14 protein-coding genes are annotated in these 16,012 nt (G+C 59.1%); 7 read left to right on the top strand and 7 right to left on the bottom strand.

Annotated elements, in window-relative coordinates; all coding sequences use genetic code 11:
- Positions 1 to 2 precede the first annotated feature (2 nt).
- The 3 genes from ACWTU7_RS01965 to ACWTU7_RS01955 all read left to right on the top strand — a co-directional run bounded on the left by ACWTU7_RS01965 (position 3) and on the right by ACWTU7_RS01955 (position 4,126).
- Positions 3 to 1,565 carry an amino acid adenylation domain-containing protein gene (locus ACWTU7_RS01965; protein WP_455837515.1) on the top strand — a complete coding sequence of 521 codons (1,563 nt, stop codon included), beginning with the start codon at positions 3 to 5 and terminating at the stop codon, positions 1,563 to 1,565.
- Positions 1,565 to 2,713: an acyl-CoA dehydrogenase family protein gene (locus ACWTU7_RS01960; RefSeq protein ID WP_455837514.1), complete on the top strand. Its 1,149-nt coding sequence runs from the start codon at positions 1,565 to 1,567 to the stop codon at positions 2,711 to 2,713. The genes ACWTU7_RS01965 and ACWTU7_RS01960 overlap by 1 nt, the downstream gene beginning before the upstream one ends.
- 261 nt (positions 2,714 to 2,974) lie before the next feature.
- A complete protein-coding gene (locus tag ACWTU7_RS01955) occupies positions 2,975 to 4,126 on the top strand; it encodes a glycosyltransferase (RefSeq protein WP_455837513.1) in 1,152 nt (383 codons plus the stop codon).
- 351 nt (positions 4,127 to 4,477) lie between these two features.
- Here the strand turns inward: ACWTU7_RS01955 and ACWTU7_RS01950 are convergent, their stop codons facing one another.
- Positions 4,478 to 5,845, bottom strand: coding sequence for an exopolysaccharide biosynthesis polyprenyl glycosylphosphotransferase (locus tag ACWTU7_RS01950; RefSeq protein ID WP_455837512.1), 1,368 nt, complete (start codon positions 5,843 to 5,845; stop codon positions 4,478 to 4,480).
- A gap of 390 nt (positions 5,846 to 6,235) precedes the next feature.
- Between ACWTU7_RS01950 and ACWTU7_RS01945 the strand changes: the two genes are divergently transcribed.
- Positions 6,236 to 6,958: a Crp/Fnr family transcriptional regulator gene (locus tag ACWTU7_RS01945; protein ID WP_455837511.1), complete on the top strand. Its 723-nt coding sequence runs from the start codon at positions 6,236 to 6,238 to the stop codon at positions 6,956 to 6,958.
- Positions 6,959 to 7,284: 326 nt separating this feature from the next.
- Here ACWTU7_RS01945 and ACWTU7_RS01940 read toward each other — a convergent pair whose 3' ends face one another.
- Complete coding sequence (locus ACWTU7_RS01940; protein WP_455837510.1) at positions 7,285 to 7,473, bottom strand: hypothetical protein; 189 nt, start codon at positions 7,471 to 7,473, stop codon at positions 7,285 to 7,287.
- 204 nt (positions 7,474 to 7,677) lie between these two features.
- Between ACWTU7_RS01940 and ACWTU7_RS01935 the strand changes: the two genes are divergently transcribed.
- Both ACWTU7_RS01935 and ACWTU7_RS01930 read left to right on the top strand, forming a co-directional pair.
- Positions 7,678 to 7,971: a hypothetical protein gene (locus tag ACWTU7_RS01935; protein ID WP_127313671.1), complete on the top strand. Its 294-nt coding sequence runs from the start codon at positions 7,678 to 7,680 to the stop codon at positions 7,969 to 7,971.
- A gap of 266 nt (positions 7,972 to 8,237) precedes the next feature.
- Complete coding sequence (locus ACWTU7_RS01930) at positions 8,238 to 9,581, top strand: SGNH/GDSL hydrolase family protein (RefSeq protein ID WP_455837509.1); 1,344 nt, start codon at positions 8,238 to 8,240, stop codon at positions 9,579 to 9,581.
- Between the two features lie 61 nt (positions 9,582 to 9,642).
- Here ACWTU7_RS01930 and ACWTU7_RS01925 read toward each other — a convergent pair whose 3' ends face one another.
- On the bottom strand, positions 9,643 to 10,683 hold the full coding sequence (locus tag ACWTU7_RS01925; RefSeq protein WP_455837508.1) for an EscU/YscU/HrcU family type III secretion system export apparatus switch protein: 1,041 nt from the start codon (positions 10,681 to 10,683) through the stop codon (positions 9,643 to 9,645).
- An 84-nt stretch (positions 10,684 to 10,767) separates the two neighbouring features.
- Here ACWTU7_RS01925 and ACWTU7_RS01920 point away from each other — a divergent pair, with 84 nt between their 5' ends.
- A complete protein-coding gene (locus ACWTU7_RS01920) occupies positions 10,768 to 11,571 on the top strand; it encodes a tetratricopeptide repeat protein (RefSeq protein WP_455837507.1) in 804 nt (267 codons plus the stop codon).
- A gap of 94 nt (positions 11,572 to 11,665) precedes the next feature.
- On the opposite strand, the gene ACWTU7_RS01915 is transcribed toward ACWTU7_RS01920, so the two are convergent.
- From ACWTU7_RS01915 to ACWTU7_RS01900, 4 genes are read right to left on the bottom strand one after another with little or no spacing between them, the layout of a single operon-like run.
- A complete protein-coding gene (locus ACWTU7_RS01915; protein WP_455837506.1) occupies positions 11,666 to 12,112 on the bottom strand; it encodes a hypothetical protein in 447 nt (148 codons plus the stop codon).
- 13 nt (positions 12,113 to 12,125) lie between these two features.
- Positions 12,126 to 13,484, bottom strand: a complete 1,359-nt coding sequence (locus ACWTU7_RS01910) for a type II and III secretion system protein family protein (RefSeq protein WP_455837505.1) — start codon at positions 13,482 to 13,484, stop codon at positions 12,126 to 12,128.
- 57 nt (positions 13,485 to 13,541) lie between these two features.
- Positions 13,542 to 15,704 carry a type III secretion system export apparatus subunit SctV gene (sctV, locus tag ACWTU7_RS01905; RefSeq protein ID WP_455837504.1) on the bottom strand — a complete coding sequence of 721 codons (2,163 nt, stop codon included), beginning with the start codon at positions 15,702 to 15,704 and terminating at the stop codon, positions 13,542 to 13,544.
- Complete coding sequence (locus ACWTU7_RS01900) at positions 15,701 to 16,012, bottom strand: tetratricopeptide repeat protein (RefSeq protein WP_023799520.1); 312 nt, start codon at positions 16,010 to 16,012, stop codon at positions 15,701 to 15,703. Before ACWTU7_RS01900 ends, sctV begins: the two co-directional genes overlap by 4 nt.

Raw genomic sequence — 16,012 nt, 5'->3', positions numbered from 1 at the left:
CCATGACGGTCGCTGCCTTACACGAGTATCTGGAACAGAGCGCGAGGCGGTATCCCCAGAGGTGCGCCGCTGTCGAGGCGAGCTCTGGGCGGCAGATCACCTACGGCGAGCTCGACGCGCTGTCGGACCAAGTCCGCGACCATCTGCGTCGGATCGGCGTCCGGCCGGCGGACCGCGTCGGCATTTGCCTTCCAAAATCGATCGCCTCGCTCGCTGTTCTGTTCGGCATCTTGAAGGTGGGCGCAGCCTATGTGCCCGTCGACTCTCTGGCACCGCCTGCGCGTAACGCGTTCATATTTAACGACTGCGGCGTGCGCGCGATTTTCGTGGAGGCGTCCCGAGCCGAAACTTTGCGCTGTGAGTTGGCGCGCTTGGCTGCGGAACCTTGTCTCTTACCGCTCGACTGGTCCGACGGTCCCTCGCCGCTCGCGACGTACCTGGCTCGCGTGGAGGCCGACGGCTTGGCGGTGGTGGACGAATCGGCGCGGCCGGGGCCGGACAACCTCGCTTACGTGCTTTACACTTCGGGCTCGACCGGCCAGCCGAAGGGCGTGATGCTGACGCATCGCAATGGCTCGAGCTACGTGGACTGGTGTTCCGATATCCTCGCCCCTGACGAGAACGACCGCTTCTCCTCCCATGCGCCTTTCCACTTCGACCTGTCTATTCTCGACATCTTCGTACCGCTGAAGCACGGCGCGACCGTATTTCTCATCGGTGAGGAGCTCGGCAAGAATCCGACTCGGATGGCGTCGGTGATCGCCGAGCGGCGGTTGACCGTCTGGTATTCCACGCCCTCCGTACTCACGCTTCTGGTCGAGCACGGCAGCCTTGATGCTCGCGACGACCAGGCTCTTCGGTTCATTCTATTTGCCGGCGAGGTTTTTCCGGTCAAGCATCTGCGCAGGCTAAAGGCTGTGGTCCCACGCGCACGCTACCTGAATCTCTATGGCCCAACCGAGACCAACGTCTGTACCTACTACGAAATCCCGCAGACGATCGCCGAAGACCGCTCGGCGCCGTTTCCGATCGGGCGCGCCTGCTCGCATGTTAAGGCACGCGTGATCGATGCGAATGGTCGCGACGTGCCGCGAGGCCAGGAAGGCGAGCTCGCAATCAGCGGTGCTCCCGTGATGCTGGGCTATTGGAACATGCCTGAGCGAACAAGCGCCGCTTTTCATGTCGATTCAAGCGGTCGCTGGTACCGTACCGGCGATGTAGTGATCGAAGGCGATGGCGGAGTCTACACCTTCCGCGGTCGACGCGACCGGATGGTGAAGAGACGGGGATATCGGATCGAACTCGGCGAGATCGAGACGGCGCTCTATCGCCATCCAGCGATCTCCGAGGTGGCGGCGATCGCTCGCTCGGAGGAGTCGGGCGTCTCCATTAAGGTGTTCTATGCCTCGCGCGACGGCCATGCGCTGTCGCTCATCGAGCTGAAGCGGTTCTGCGCCCACAACTTGCCGGCCTACATGGCCCCGGACTGGTTCTCGCATCAGCAGTTACTTCCCAAGACTTCGACAGATAAAATCGACTACCAGCATCTGATGAGGATGGAGTAGTGGATTTCGCGCTGAACGAGGAGCAGCGTATCCTGCGTGGCCAGATCCTTCGCTTCGCGCAAGATAAGCTCAATAAAGATGTCAGGCAGCGCGACCGAGACCAAGTATTCCAGCGCGAGTTGTGGGGGGCTTGCGCGCAGATGGGCCTGACCGGCCTGCCAGTCCCCCATGCCTACGGGGGACCCGGTCTCGATTCCCTGTCCACGGCCATTGCAATCGATGCGCTTGGCTACGGCTGCGAGGATTCCGGCTTGGTCTTCTCGATCTGCGCCCACCTTCTGGCCTGCGTGGTGCCGATTTGGAAGTTCGGCACTGAAGAGCAGAAGAATCGATATCTTCCGGGGCTCTGTGATGGCACTTTGATCGCAGCCAATGCGATGAGCGAACCGGAGTCGGGCTCCGATGCATTTGCGATGCAAACCCGGGCGGAGCCTCATGGCGATGGCTTTCTAATCAACGGCACGAAGACCTTCGTGAGCAACGGGCCGGTGGCAGATGTTGCCGTCGTCTTTGCTGTCACTGACCGCGCCAAGGGGTATTTCGGCGGCATCACGAGCTTCCTCGTGGACCGCTCGCTGCCCGGCTATCTGGTCGCGCAAAAGTTCGAAAAAATGGGACTGCGGACGTCTCCGATCGGGGAGCTTGTCTTCGAGGACGTATTTGTTTCGAAGAACGCTGTTCTCGGTGGAGTGGGCGGCGGCTCCAGGCTGTTTGCTCATAGCATGGACTGGGAGCGGGCGTGCCTATTCGCCAGTCATATAGGCACTATGGAGCGGCTTCTGGAAAAGGCAGTGGCCTATACGCGCACCCGACGTCAGTCCGGCCAGGCCATCTCCAAGCACCAGGCGGTCGCCCATAAGATTGCCGACATGAAGATGCAGGTGGAGGCGGCCCGATTGCTCGTCTACAAGGCGGCGTGGGGCCTTGAGCGCTCCCAGTCCGTATCCCTCGACGCCGCCGTTTCGAAGCTCTTTGTGAGCGAATCGCTAGTTCGCACCACGCTCGATGTCGTCCAGGTCTTCGGCGGCTATGGTTTCTTGAGCGAATTCGACGTCGAACGTGCCGTGCGTGATGCCATCGGCAGCAAACTCTATTCCGGAACTTCTGAGATACAGCGCAACATTATTGCTGGCTGGCTGGGGCTTTGATGACGGCTGTGGTCAGAACCTGTCCGTGAAGGGGCGGCGTGTGCTGTCGCTGGGCCTGCCCTCAGTTCGCGAAAAAAGGGCGACGCTCGATTTTGGTGAGGCAACCGGAGAGTGGTACTATCACAACCCATCGAGCTACCGGGGCGGAGGGCGCATTTGTCGTTCGACTTGGGTGCGTCTGCCCAGCCCGTGGTCTCCGAACTTGCGGCTCAGAGGCGAAGAACCAGACCAGCCGCGACGCGTGAAAGATAGGCTTTGTGGATGCGGCTTCTCTATATACATTCTGCGCACGTCCCGGCGCCGGCCGCCAATGCGGTACAAGTCGCAAAGATGTGCCATGCATTTCGAGTTGCCGGAGCGGAGGTCCTACTAGCGCTTCCACGCGCCTCCATGAATATACGGGATCATTATGAGAAGATCGCGCGCGAATACGGATTCGATACCGAGTTCCCATTCCGCGTTCTCCCTGTACCCTTTTGGCCTGTGCCCGGCCGGGAGCTTTTTTTTGCTGTGTTGGCGCTTCTTGCTGCGGTCTGGCTGCGGCCGCATGTCGTCTTTACACGGTCGGCTACTGTAGCGCTTGTTTCCGCCGGACTTTTCGGGTTCACGACCGTTTTTGAGCTTCACGACCCGATTGGCAGTTTGAGCAGACGTCAGCGTCAGCGCCTTGCCAAACTGATAGGCCTAGAGACATTCCGTATGCTGGTCGTCACGTCGCAACGTCTGCGGGACGACAGCATCCGCCTCTTTCCTCAACATGCGGGAAAATTTCTGATCGCGCCCAATGGCGCGGATCCTGTTCCGCCGAATGTCGAGCCATGCAGCCTCAGCGGCACGTTCAAGGTTGGTTATGTCGGACATCTGTATAAGGGAAAAGGCATGGAGATAATAAGCGCTATTGCGCCTCGATGCGGCTGGGCGACATTTCACATCGTCGGGGGAACACCAGGCGATATAGAGTATTGGACATCGAAGCTGGCCAAATGCCCGAACACAGTGTTTCACGGCTACGTTCCTCACGCCGCGACATGTGCCTACTTGGCCGAAATGGACGTTGTACTCGCGCCCTATCTTAGAGATGTAGAGGGCCAGGGCGGCGGTCGAAATATCGCTGAGGGAATGTCGCCGCTCAAGCTCTTCGAATATATGGCGCATGGCAAACCCATAGTGTCCTCCGACCTGTCAGTTATACGAGAAGTTTTGAGGGATAGCGTCAACAGCATTCTGGTGTCGCCAGACAACCCGTCCGACTGGGTCAAAGCTCTTCAGCGCCTGCGCGCAAACAAGGCGCTTCGGGATCAGATTGGTCAGCAGGCGAAGGCAGACTTTCTGGCCAGGTACAGCCGCATCGCACGCGCAACCAACATTCTAGACGAAATCAAGAGCCGGATGCCGTCGAGCGGAAGCTCGTAGGACTGCATAGCTTCTCTTGTTGAGGGCGGCTGCGCCGCCAGCAAGCCTGCTTTCCGTTCGCCGCAATGAGCCCGTGGTCCGTCCTGAACCGTTAAATGGCAAGATCCGACTGCCCCGGCTTTTTGCTGAGGTTCCGTCATGCGTTGCTCCGACCATCTCCCCGCGTCGCGTTGATTTTCGCATTGAGCTAAATTTAGCCGGCGACTGAACCGGCGCGAACCCGATTATGAGGCTCGATATACTCGCAGGCGGCGGGATCGCCCGAAGCATCAGAATCAAAATTATCCGTTCAATCGGTCGGAGGATGGACTACATACATCAGTTAGCTTCCCTGAGAAGCTGCTATATACATCAGTAGACATTACGATCCGAAAAGATCAGTAGTGCAGTTTTCCAAATTATCTTAATGTCGAGAAGCATGCTCCAGGATTTTATATACCAGAGGTCGTGCTCAACGCGTTTTTCCATCCTCCAGAGTTCCTTCGTTTCCCCTCGAAAGCCATTGATCTGAGCCCAGCCTGTCAAACCGGGCTTTACATGATGACGATAAGCATAGCTCGCAATGGCCAAAGTATAGGTGTCGTCGTGAGCGACGGCGTGAGGCCGTGGCCCCACCAGGGACATCTCCCCCCGAAGCACGTTGAATAACTGCGGCAGCTCGTCGATGCTTGACCGGCGCAATATTCGGCCGAGTCGGGTAACCCGCGCATCATTATGCTGAGCCTGGCGAATTTGTGTACCGTTCTCCTGCACCGTCATCGATCGGAATTTGTAAATATTGAACGGCTTACCACCAAAACCTCGTCGCGTCTGCCGGAACAGCACAGGGCGACCGTTCTCAAGCGCTATGGCACATGCGACCAACGCCATCAACGGACATAGGAACAGCAGTAGCAGGGATGCAACAGCAATGTCGAACAACCGCTTGAGCAGGCGTTCGGCAGGCCTCAACGGGATACGCTGGACTTCGAAGGCTCGCTGCCAGCCGGTGTGCAGCGGGCTTCCAGCCAGAATTCTATCTATGTAGGCGTCGGCGAAAAGATAGATCGGCAGCGGGAGGCGGGACATTTCCTCCAGGATGCGGTCGATCAACTTCCGCTGGTCCCAAGAGCAAAAGAGATAAACTGCCCCATACGAGCCATTACGGAACGCAGCCTGTGCAGCTGCGACGGCGGCATGCACCGATCGTGCTGCGATCGTGCCATCATCGTTCTCGATGTTCGAAACACCACAAACCGCGATGCCCTGTTGCCTAAGCTTGCTGATTATCCCCTGTTCCTTTCCAGGAACGCCAGAGTAAAACAGATAAACTGTGCGCAACACGAGTTTCTCAGCCGCCAGAAGCCGTTTCAGCCCACGCGCTAGAACCGCGTGGGCAGGCAGCAGGGTTGGGAATCCGACCGCAAACGCCAGCGTCAAGGAGCCGCGCGAGAACGTCGACGTCGTCTTCGTGAGAAAGGCGAGCCAGAGAATTGAAAAGAAAACAAACAGCCAGCCGCTGATGAGTGTTTTGATCCTGCAGTGATCGTCCAGGATGCCACTAACCGTGTAGGCGCCCCTGGCGGTCATGAATGCGACCAGCAACAGACCGGCGGTAACACTTAGGCAGATCGAATCCCAGATATCTGGCGGCCTCACGCCGAAGGCCCTATGGTAGAGCTCAATTGACGCAAGAAGTATTGTCTGTCCAAGGAGGAAATCAGCAGTTGCGAGAAACACGCAAACTGCTCCCACAGGAAGCCGTAGCGGCTCTACTTTTCGATTCCAGAGCGCACGCGACGCCTCGGTTGGTGCATGCCGCATAGAGACGACCCCCCCGAATCCTGTTGCATCCCTTCTCCTTCCTGGCTCATGGCACACGCCATCCCATAAGGAGGGGAGTTATCCCAACGGCTTCCAGTCGGTTAGATTTGATTTAAATGTCTCAGAGAAATGCCGCTGTTACCCCGGGCACAGATGAGTCGCTATTTTATCGTATCCTAATGTGTTAATATTTTCTACCTTAACGCGTCTGCGCGAGAACGGACCGGAAATCGGACTCGTTCAAAGAGGTGGTCAAGGCAACGCTTTAGGGGACCGGGGCGCTTACCCTATCAGGGAGAGAGAGCCATGGCAGAAAATGGCGCTGAGGTTCGGGTCAAACAGCTGAACAAAATACGCCTATTTCGGCAATTTGGGCAAGATACTCTTAGTGAAATGGCGAAAGCAGCCATCCTAAGGAGGGTTCCAAAGAATAAAGTCTTAACTCGGCTTGGGGACATACCCCGTTATATTTACTACGTAATTCACGGAAAAGTTCGTCTTAGTGTTCCCCTCTCAGACGGCCGAGAGTTCATCTTTTCCGATCTTGGTCCCGGTGACACTTTCGACTTGACTAGATTGTTCATCGCGCGACACAGTAACATGAACGCTGCGTCAGTCGTGGACAGCGACTTGCTCCAAATCGAAGCAGCTTTCATGGCTAGTGTCTTCGACAAGCACCCAGATCTCGCACTGAAGGTGATCCCGTACTTATGCCAAGCAACGCACGACGCGCAAGAGCGAGTGATCCACAGTGCGTCCAATGCACTATCCATTCGATTGGCGAGCACGCTCTTGCGATTGACTGAGACCCCGCACAGCACGGCTACCGTGAATGGAGCTCTGCGCATCCACATTTCGCAGACCGACCTCGCGGCAATGATCCCGGCGTCTCGCGCGAAAGTGAATCGTTGCCTGAGAGAATGGGAACGGCGGTATCTGACCCAATACGACCACGGCTCGCTGACAATTCTCAATCGCACCGCATTAGAGTCTGTTGCTCTTGGCTACTCGCGTTTGACCGTTCAATGATGCCTTCCTGTGTGCTCGGGCATCTCCACGCCATTCTCCGGGAAGTTAATGAACCGGAAGTGGTGCCGGTCGTGCTCGGATCGCTCGGTAAAGTCCTTACGTCGGCGTCGTCTCGCCGCACCGGACATGTGCGTCTTTGTAGGTAACGAGACACCGCTCACTGCCGTGGGACGGGCGGTTCGGGAGGTTCCTCACTCACCTACACAATCGGAGGTTCCTAAATATCCAGCGAAAGTCCGGAGGCCGCTACTTTATCGCTTCCAGGAGTGCTGAGTGGAACTCGCTGGGGGCCCCTATTTGTGGTGAATGGCCAAGCTCTGGGAATTCTACGAGCGTCGCGCTCGGAATGGCCGCGGCTGCGGCGCGTCCGAGTTTTGGACGTGGCCGAGCGTCTTCGCGACCTCGGCGCTGGCGCGATTGCCGTCCGGGGCTGTACGGTCCTTGCCCCCGATGATCAGCGTTGTCGGCACGGAGATATTGCCAAACTCGTGGATCACAGGTTGGGTGAAGATCATGTCCGAGGTTTGAGCCTGGTTCCACGCTACCTCTCCTCATCACCATGTCGGTACAGAGATAACGATCAGTTGATCGTTGGGAGTCTTGATTGTGAGCCAATGGCACGCAGAGAGCACCGCCATTTTTGCTGTGCGCGATGCGACTTTGCTGTTGGGGAATCCGGGATTATTATCGGCCGCCCATGTATATCACGTCGGTGGAAAATGGATCTGCAAGCCTTCAGAGATTCGATTGCGAAATCACAGCCGCCCGCTGGCTTGAACGCTGCCCTGCAAGCGCTGTGGTGGGATGCAAAGGGCGATTGGGATAAGGCGCACGAGCGCGCGCAGGCGCGCGACGATACGGCGGGAATGCGCGTGCATGCCTACCTCCATCGCAAGGAAGGCGATCAATCGAATGCGGAATATTGGTATCGTCGCTGCGACGCCGCGCCGTCGACCTTGACGCTTGATGAGGAATGGCAAGAGTTAGCGCGTGCACTTTTGGGGCATAGCTGACGCCTTCAGCACGCCAAGTCTGGTTCTGGGGGCCTTCACTCGAACGCAGCGATGACCTTTTATATAGTACCGCGGTCACGGTCGAACGGCCTGCTCCAGTCCGCCGCTCGCCGAAACAGGCGGGCGGCATCCCTCTGCCACAGTCGGACATCTTGACCCTGGCGCTGGTCCAAGATCGCAACGGAAGTTCAATTTCATTCCCTGTGCAGCCGGTCATAATAGGGGCGGCGGCGGCAGTACCAGCATGTCTCGAGGAGGAGATGAAAATGCGGATCACCAGGTGTTTCAATTTTGCGGGTAAGGTTTCATCGGCGCTTTCTCCCGCAGCAGGGAGGAAACGGCGTCTGCGTCAGATTATCCTGATATGTGCAGCTGTGGCGGCCGGCTCCGCGACCGCTGGTTTGGGGGCACAAGGCGCGGAAAAGGGGGCCTGGATCACCACTTGGGCTGCCACACCTGCTCCGCGCTGGTCGGATGATCTTCCTGCGCCTTTCGGAGTGCCGGAAGTGCTGGAGAATCAGACCGTCCGCCAAGTTGCCCGCATCAGCGTCGGCGGCAATACCGTCCGGGTCGTCCTATCCAATGCTTTCGGCGCCAAGCCACTGACCATCGGTGCAGGCAGCGTCGGAATAGCAGGCAAGGACGGCGACGTCGATCAGGCGACCCTGAAGCCCCTGACCTGGGGCGGCAAGAGTTCTGTGGTCGTTCCGCCGGGAGCCCCGATCCTCAGCGACCCCGTCGCCCTCCCGGCAGCAGCGCTTTCCGAAATCTCGGTCAGCATCTTCCTCCCGAAGAAGACGGCGCTGTCGTCGGTGCATTGGGATGGTGTGCAAACCGCCTACATCTCCGGCCCGGGAAATTTCACAAACGACGCGACGTTCAAGGCTGACAGCACACTCAAATCACGCCTTTTTCTGAGCGATATATGGGTTGACGCCGCGCCGGAATCCCAGGCGATCGTGTTTTTCGGGGATTCCATCACGGATGGGAATTGCTCGACCCCCGACGCCAACAATCGCTGGCCAGACCTTGTCGCCAAGCGATTGCAGGAGACCGCCCGCAAGGTCGCGGTGGTTAACGAAGCTTTTTCGGGCAATCGCGTGTTGACCGACGGTATGGGCGTCAATGCTCTGGCGCGTTTCGATTCTGATATCCTGAGCCATCCCAAAGTCTCGACCGTCGTCGTAATGATGGGCATCAACGATATCGGCTGGCCCGGCGAAAATGCAATCACGCCGGACGACAAGGAACCTACCGCCGAAGACATCATCACCGGATACAAACAGCTCATCGACCGCGCGCATGCCCATGGTATACGCATTGTAGGCGCGACGTTGACCCCTTTCGCCGACACCTTCAAAGGGCTTCCTACCGAAGGTTACTACACACCCGAGAAGGACAAGATACGCGTCGCTGTGAACGAATGGATACGCGCCGGTGGTGGCTTCGATGGCGTGATCGATTTCGACAAGGTGATGGAAGACCCGGCCAAACCGGGATATCTGCGCGACGACTACGACTGCGGCGATAACCTTCATCCCAACGACGCGGGATACAAGGCGATGGCAGACGCGGTCGATCTCGACGTCCTATTGGGTTCAGCTAAATAGGTCGCTGCTGACCTTGCCGCGCTGCTCAGGTATTGCGCGGCAAGGTCGGTTCGACCATGCCTCAAGTGAGCCCGAGCCGGACGAGATGGCGCACGACCGGTGAGAACATCTCCTGACCGATGTAAGCTCCGGTATTTGCATTTTCGAAGAGTGGGCTGGCGACGGCCGCATCCTCGACCACGGGAATACCTGCCTTGCGTGCTTGAGCCATCATCTCGTCGGCCGCTCGGCCCTGGCCCTTGCCGACGACCGTCGGCACCGGCGTTTCACCCTTGACGTAACGCAACGCCACTGCGCGGTCGCCAGACACGAAGACGATGACCGCGTTTTTTACGCCCAGCCTCGCAGGTTGCATCACGGCCTCACGCCGCTGTCGCTGCTGTTCATGCCGGATCAAGGGGTCTCCTTCGAGATCCTTGTGTTCGCGCTTGTATTCAGTTGTCGTCATGCGCATGTCGCGCAGGAACAGCCAGCGCTGAATAGGAACATCGATCACGCCGATGACGACAAAGGCCAGAGCGGCGGCTATTCCAAGTGGTGTCAGCACCGCTTTGACAATTGGCTCTAGGCATGACGGAGCGCATCCCGGAGCATCGAAGAGCGGCTGCAGCCACGCGATCAAAAGGAATGTGAAAAGGCTGGCCAGCAACACCACCTTGGCCAGGCCTTTGGTGAACTCGATGACGTTGCGTAGCGACAGGATCTTTTGAAGGCCCTTCGCCGGGTTTATGTGATCGAATTGCGGCTTGAGCGGCTCAAACGAGAAGACCGGCCCGAACGTTCCCAGCATGCCGAAGGCCACCGCGAGAACGACAACGATTCCGACGAGTGGTAATGTGGCAAGCATCAGCAATGACAACGAATGGCGGATGGCCCGCAGGCTGACTTCCCCGAACGAATCGCCGGGGGCCGTCACGGTCTGCACGAGTTCCGAAAAGTGCTCGATGAGCATCGGCCAGGCAAAATAGAGATAGCCAAGCGCTGCGAAAAGCGTGAAGCCGGAGACCAGGTCGCGGCTTTGCGAAACCTGGCCTTTCCGGCGGGCGTCACGAAGTTTCTTTTCGGACGCCGGTAGTGTTTTTTCCTCAGCTTCTTCGGCCATGTTGCAATCTTATCGCACTGTTGTGGTTCCAGTCGGCCAAGGCCGTGTGTAAGGTGCGGCGGGCTTGAATACGGAGAGGTGGATATGCGGCTGCATGTCGTGTTCTTGCCCGTCGTCGCCATGCTGGCGATGGCCGGTTGTCAGACGACCAAAACCGACGCCGAGCAGGCAAAGGCGCAAGGCCCGTCGTCGCAATCGGAGCGTCTGATCAAGCTTGCGGACGATATAGATGCGCAGGGAGATAGCGACACCGCAATCGCGCTCTACCAGCGCGCGGCAGCGATGCCGGACGCCAAGCCGAGCGCCTTCGTCAAGGCAGGCGAGGCCTATATGCGAGCGGGCTATCCCGCCGAGGCCGCCAGGGCCTATCAGGCCGCGCTCGCAAAAGCACCCAATGACGGGGGGGCTATGCTCGGGCTTGGCTCGGCGATGATAGAAACGGGCGATATCGATGCCGGCATGCGCGCGCTCGCGCAGGCAGCGCCGCTGGTCAATACTAGCAGCGCCTACAATCGGTTGGGCGTGGCGCAGACATTCGCGGGTCAGACGGCGGAGGCGCAGACTACTTTTGCTCAGGCGTTGAAACTCGCGCCGGGGGATCTCGACGTCGAGAGCAACATGGCGCTGGCCGCAGCGCTCGAAGGCAATTCCACCACAGCACTCCCGCTGGTCCAGAAGATCTCCGCCGCAACCAATGCGCAGTTGCATCACAAGCGCAACGTCGTGGTGGTCTACGGACTTCTTGGCCAGGCCGATCAGGTCAAGGCCTCGCCGCCGATTGGCCTGGCGACCAAGGAGGTGGATACCTTGCTTGCTCGTGCCAGAACGATCCGGTCGAAGGGTAGCACACAGGCCAGGGCGAAAGCGCTTGGCTCTATCCTCGGCTAGCGCATAGGACCGGAAAGCGCGAAGCCGATTTGGGTCGAGTTCGACGGGCGAACAACCGGACAAAGTAGTGCTACGCGGGCAAGGCCGCATCGGTTCACTCGACCGGGAGCGTTGTTTGCGGCGTCAGCGGCCCGCTATTGGCTCCACCCATGGGAGCCTCTTCGCCATTGAGGTAGCGCCGGGCGGCATTTGCAGTCGGCGCGGCCGCCGCCGCCCCCATGCGCCGACCCTCGACGAGGTCACGCTGGCTTTCGGCCATGCGTTGAAGATTGTAGGCGTTGGCGCAGCCGGACGGCAGGTGCGAGCCGACGCCGGAGACGATCGTCAGATCGGTCGCAGCGGCAGAACGGTCGTCATCGGCCGGTTCGTTCAGACATGCATTGGGAGCAAGGACGGAACCGCCGACGCCCTTCTCGGAGCCGCCGGTGTCGGTCGAAACATAGCTGTAGCCGGGAGAATATTCCCGCGGCTGTTGCGGGCTGGTCACGCAGCCGGCCAGAAGCAGCATCGGAACAGAGCACAAAGCGATGCGAAATGTCATGTTCGGTTCCCCGCTACTTGATGATCAGGCCCATCGCCGCCGCGTCATTGGCGCGCTTCCGGCTGTGGCGTTTGGCTGCCGGACGATCGAGCGGCGTGGCAAGGCTGTCGCGCACCGGCTCGACCAGATAAGGCGTGATCAGGATCACCAGTTCCGTCTCTTCGCGCTGGAAACGCTGTGACTGAAAAAGCGGGCCAAGGACCGGCACATCACCGAGAACCGGAAACTTTTCCAGATTACGCGAGGTCCGCTGCTGGAAAAGACCGGCGATCGCAAAGGTCTGGCCGCTCGCCACTTCGACCGTGGTGTCGGCCCTGCGCACGACGAAACTCGGCATGGCGAAGCCATTGGCGCTTACTGAGCCTGCTTCCGACAAGGAACTGACTTCCGGCTGGACATGGAGCGCAATACGATTGCGGCCGATCAGCGTTGGGGTGAACCCGAGGGAAACGCCGAAGGGCTTGTATTGAACGGTAACGACGTCAGTTCCTTGCGGAATCGGAACCGGAATTTCGCCGCCGGCGAGAAAGCTTGCGGTCTGACCGGTCATCGCCGTCAGGTTCGGTTCGGCCAGTATCTTGACGATGCCGTTGCGTTGCAGCGCTTCGATAAGAATGTCGAAGTTGATGCCATGCGTCTGGTCCATGTTCAAACCGAAATTCCCGGTGCCGGAGGGCACACCATTGTCCTGGAACATGTTGAATTCGAAGCCGCCGCTCCTGTATCCGACAGACCAATCGACGCCATATGATTGCAACTCAGTGCGTGAGACTTCGGCGAAACGGACCCGGATGTTGACCTGCTGCGACCCCTGCACGGTCATGTCGTTCAGCGGCGGCTGATCCGGCGGCGAGAACGTGCGGGCGATGTTGTCGACATCCGTTGCCTCCTCGACACCTCGTGCTTCGCCCGTCGAAACAATGCGGGTTCCGAAAATCGAGAGATTTGTCGCCGAGTTCGGTTGCATTGCGTATTTCGCTTCATTGGCAGGCGTGACATCGGGGGTGACGCGGAACTGGGCCGTTGCCTCGACCCGCTCATCGGCTGTGATTGCAATGAGGTTGGTCAGGCCGGGCTTCAGGCCGAAGACATAGACCATCCCCGGCGACACGACCTGAAGATCCGCGATCGTGGTGTCCGCGATCAGGACGGATTCGACGGGTTCATTGAACCGCAGCAGGCGTCCTTGCCCGACCGGCAGGTCGACCGTTGGCTTGCTCGGCAATGGCGATATGTTTTGTGCCATCGTGTCGGCAAGTGTGAACAACAACGCCAGCAAGACGCCAACCGTCGCGATAGCGAGCCAGCGCATAGCCGTCCGCCCGGCGAAAGTGGCGGATCGAACGCCTGCTGCGGTATCGTGGATTGTCATGCCGTTCCCCTCTTGAGCATGTAGAGACCCCAACTGTCCCAATCCGCCCGGCTGGCGTCATGAGGCTGCCTCTTGTCCGGCTTTGGCCTCAGCCGCTGGCAGCGACTGAGAGACATTGCGTGCTATGCCCGAGCGGCCGGTTATCGTCGCCAGTGGCTGGACGTTGAATTCTTGTGCGAGTTCCTGAAAGGACAGAACCGGAAGTTCAATGGCATTGTGCGTGAGCAGGCTTCGCATATGACGGCGTACATCCATCGCCGCGAGGACGACCGGCGAGACATCGGTGGTGTTCTGCGACAAGGCTCGTTCGATTTCGGCGATCAAAGCCTGTGCATCGTCATCCGAAAGGTTCAGGAACGTGCCGGTCGATGTGCTTTGCACCGCGTTTCGCAGGATATCCTCGGCCGAGCGCTGCAGAACATAGGCTGCGATGATGTTGTTACGACCAGCGAAGCGGAAGCTGATCTGGCGTTTTAAGGACGTGCGGATATATTCCGTAAGCAGAACCACGTCCTGTTCGCGTTGTCCCCATTCGATCAGCGCTTCGAGGATCAGGCGCAGGTTGCTGATCGGCACGTTTTCGCCGACAAGTCGCCGAAGCACCTCCGCGATTTTCTGCAGCGGCACGATCTCCTGCGCCTGTCTGACCAGATCCGCATAGTCCGGCTCCATGTCCGACAGGAGCCTGCGCGTCTCCTGGATCCCGACGAAATGGCCGGCATAGAGCCGAAGTGCATTTCCGGTCCACTTCGCCGCTGTTTGCGCCGGTGTGGAGAAGACAAAGCCGGCTTCCTTCAATGCAGAAATGTGGCGGTCATCGACCCACACGAATTTGCGCTGACCGGCAATCGGAGAACCTTTTTCGTAAGTCACATCGAGCAGATCGAGATTCATTGTGTCCGCTTCGACAAGAACGCGGTCGGCGGGGACTTCGGTATCCAGGATGGGTGCGCCCTCCAGTTCGACGCGCATGCTTCTCGCTGAAAGCTTCTCGTCGACCTGCAGGCCGATAGCCGGAACGTCGACACCGAGATCGCCGAAAAGCTCGCGGCGCACGCCATCAGCGAGCGTGGCGAATTCGGGTTCCGGGACCGACCGTCCGAGTTCGGTTCCGAAGCGTACGACGATACGGGATGAAGAAGGCAGTGTTCCGACGCGCGTTGATGAAAGCGACGCCGGTTTTCCCGGTTGTTCGGCCATGGCGATCTGGCCGATCTCTTTGAGCTCGGATTCCCGGGCGGTGCGCCGATTGATTGCATAGGCGCCCGCGCCGAAGCAGGCGCCAAGGATCAGGAACACAATGGACGGAAAGCCCGGCACTACGGCAAGGCCGACCATGATCACTGCGGCGAGTGCGAGCGCACGGGAGTCCCGTAGTAGCTGGCTGGTTATTTGCCGGCCAAGGTCGCTCGTGCCGTCCGAGCTGCCGACGCGCGTCACCATCGTACCGGCGGCCACAGCGACCAGCAGTGCCGGTATCTGCGCGACCAGCCCGTCACCCACCGTGAGCAGTGAGTAGGTCACGGCGGCGTCCCCTAGCGCCATATCGTGCTGCAGCGTTCCGATCGCGAAACCACCGATCAGGTTGACCAGAATGATGACAATGCCGGCGATGACGTCGCCTTTGACGAATTTCATGGCACCGTCCATCGCGCCGAACAGCTGGCTCTCACGCTCAAGCTGCTGGCGCAGCCGGCGTGCCTCCGCCTGATCGATGTCTCCGTTGCGCAACTCCGCATCGATGCTCATCTGCTTGCCTGGCAGCGCATCGAGCGTAAAGCGCGCGGCAACCTCGGCAACGCGTTCCGCACCCCGCGCAACCACGATGAACTGCGCAACGGTTATGATCAGGAAGATGACGAGGCCCACCGCAATACTGCCGCCGACGACGAAAGTACCGAAGGCGGAAACGATCTCGCCTGCGTCGGCCTGAAGCAGGATCAGTCGCGTGGTCGTGATCGTGATCGCCAGCCGGAATAAGGTAGCGATGAGGATGACCGATGGCAGCGACGAGAACTGGAGCGGATGAGAAACATAAAACGAAGCCAGCAGGATAAGCACGCTGACGGCGATATTGGCGGTGATGAGAATGTCGACCAGGAAGGTCGGCAATGGAATGAGCATCATCACCACAGCGACGAGCATCAGGACGGCAATGACCAGATCGCTGCGGCGTGACAGCTTGGCAAGGAAGTGCAGAAGTCGCTCCGACACCGTCATTCGGCGGCTCGATGCGATAGGAAGCTTCGCAAGGCATTGTGCGCCTCGGCCTTGCGGCCGGCCACAAGCAACGCGCGGCTCTTCAGTAACGCTAGCGTCGGGTGGTCCATTCCCTCCAACGTCTCCAGCCTGGCAATCGTGGCAAGCGCTTTGTCCGCTTCGCCATCGAGTATGAGCAGATGCGCCAAAGTCCGCAGGACGCCGGCATTTCCCGGCGACAGCTGTGCAGCGATAAGCAGGTATGCCGCGCCCCGCTTTGCCTGCCCGTGACACCCGTAGAGATAGCCCAAGACATGCAGCAGATGCAC

The organism is Mesorhizobium sp. BHscii, from assembly GCF_053848065.1.
Note: the sequence above shows the minus strand (reverse complement) of the source record. Positions and strands in the feature narration are given on the sequence as shown.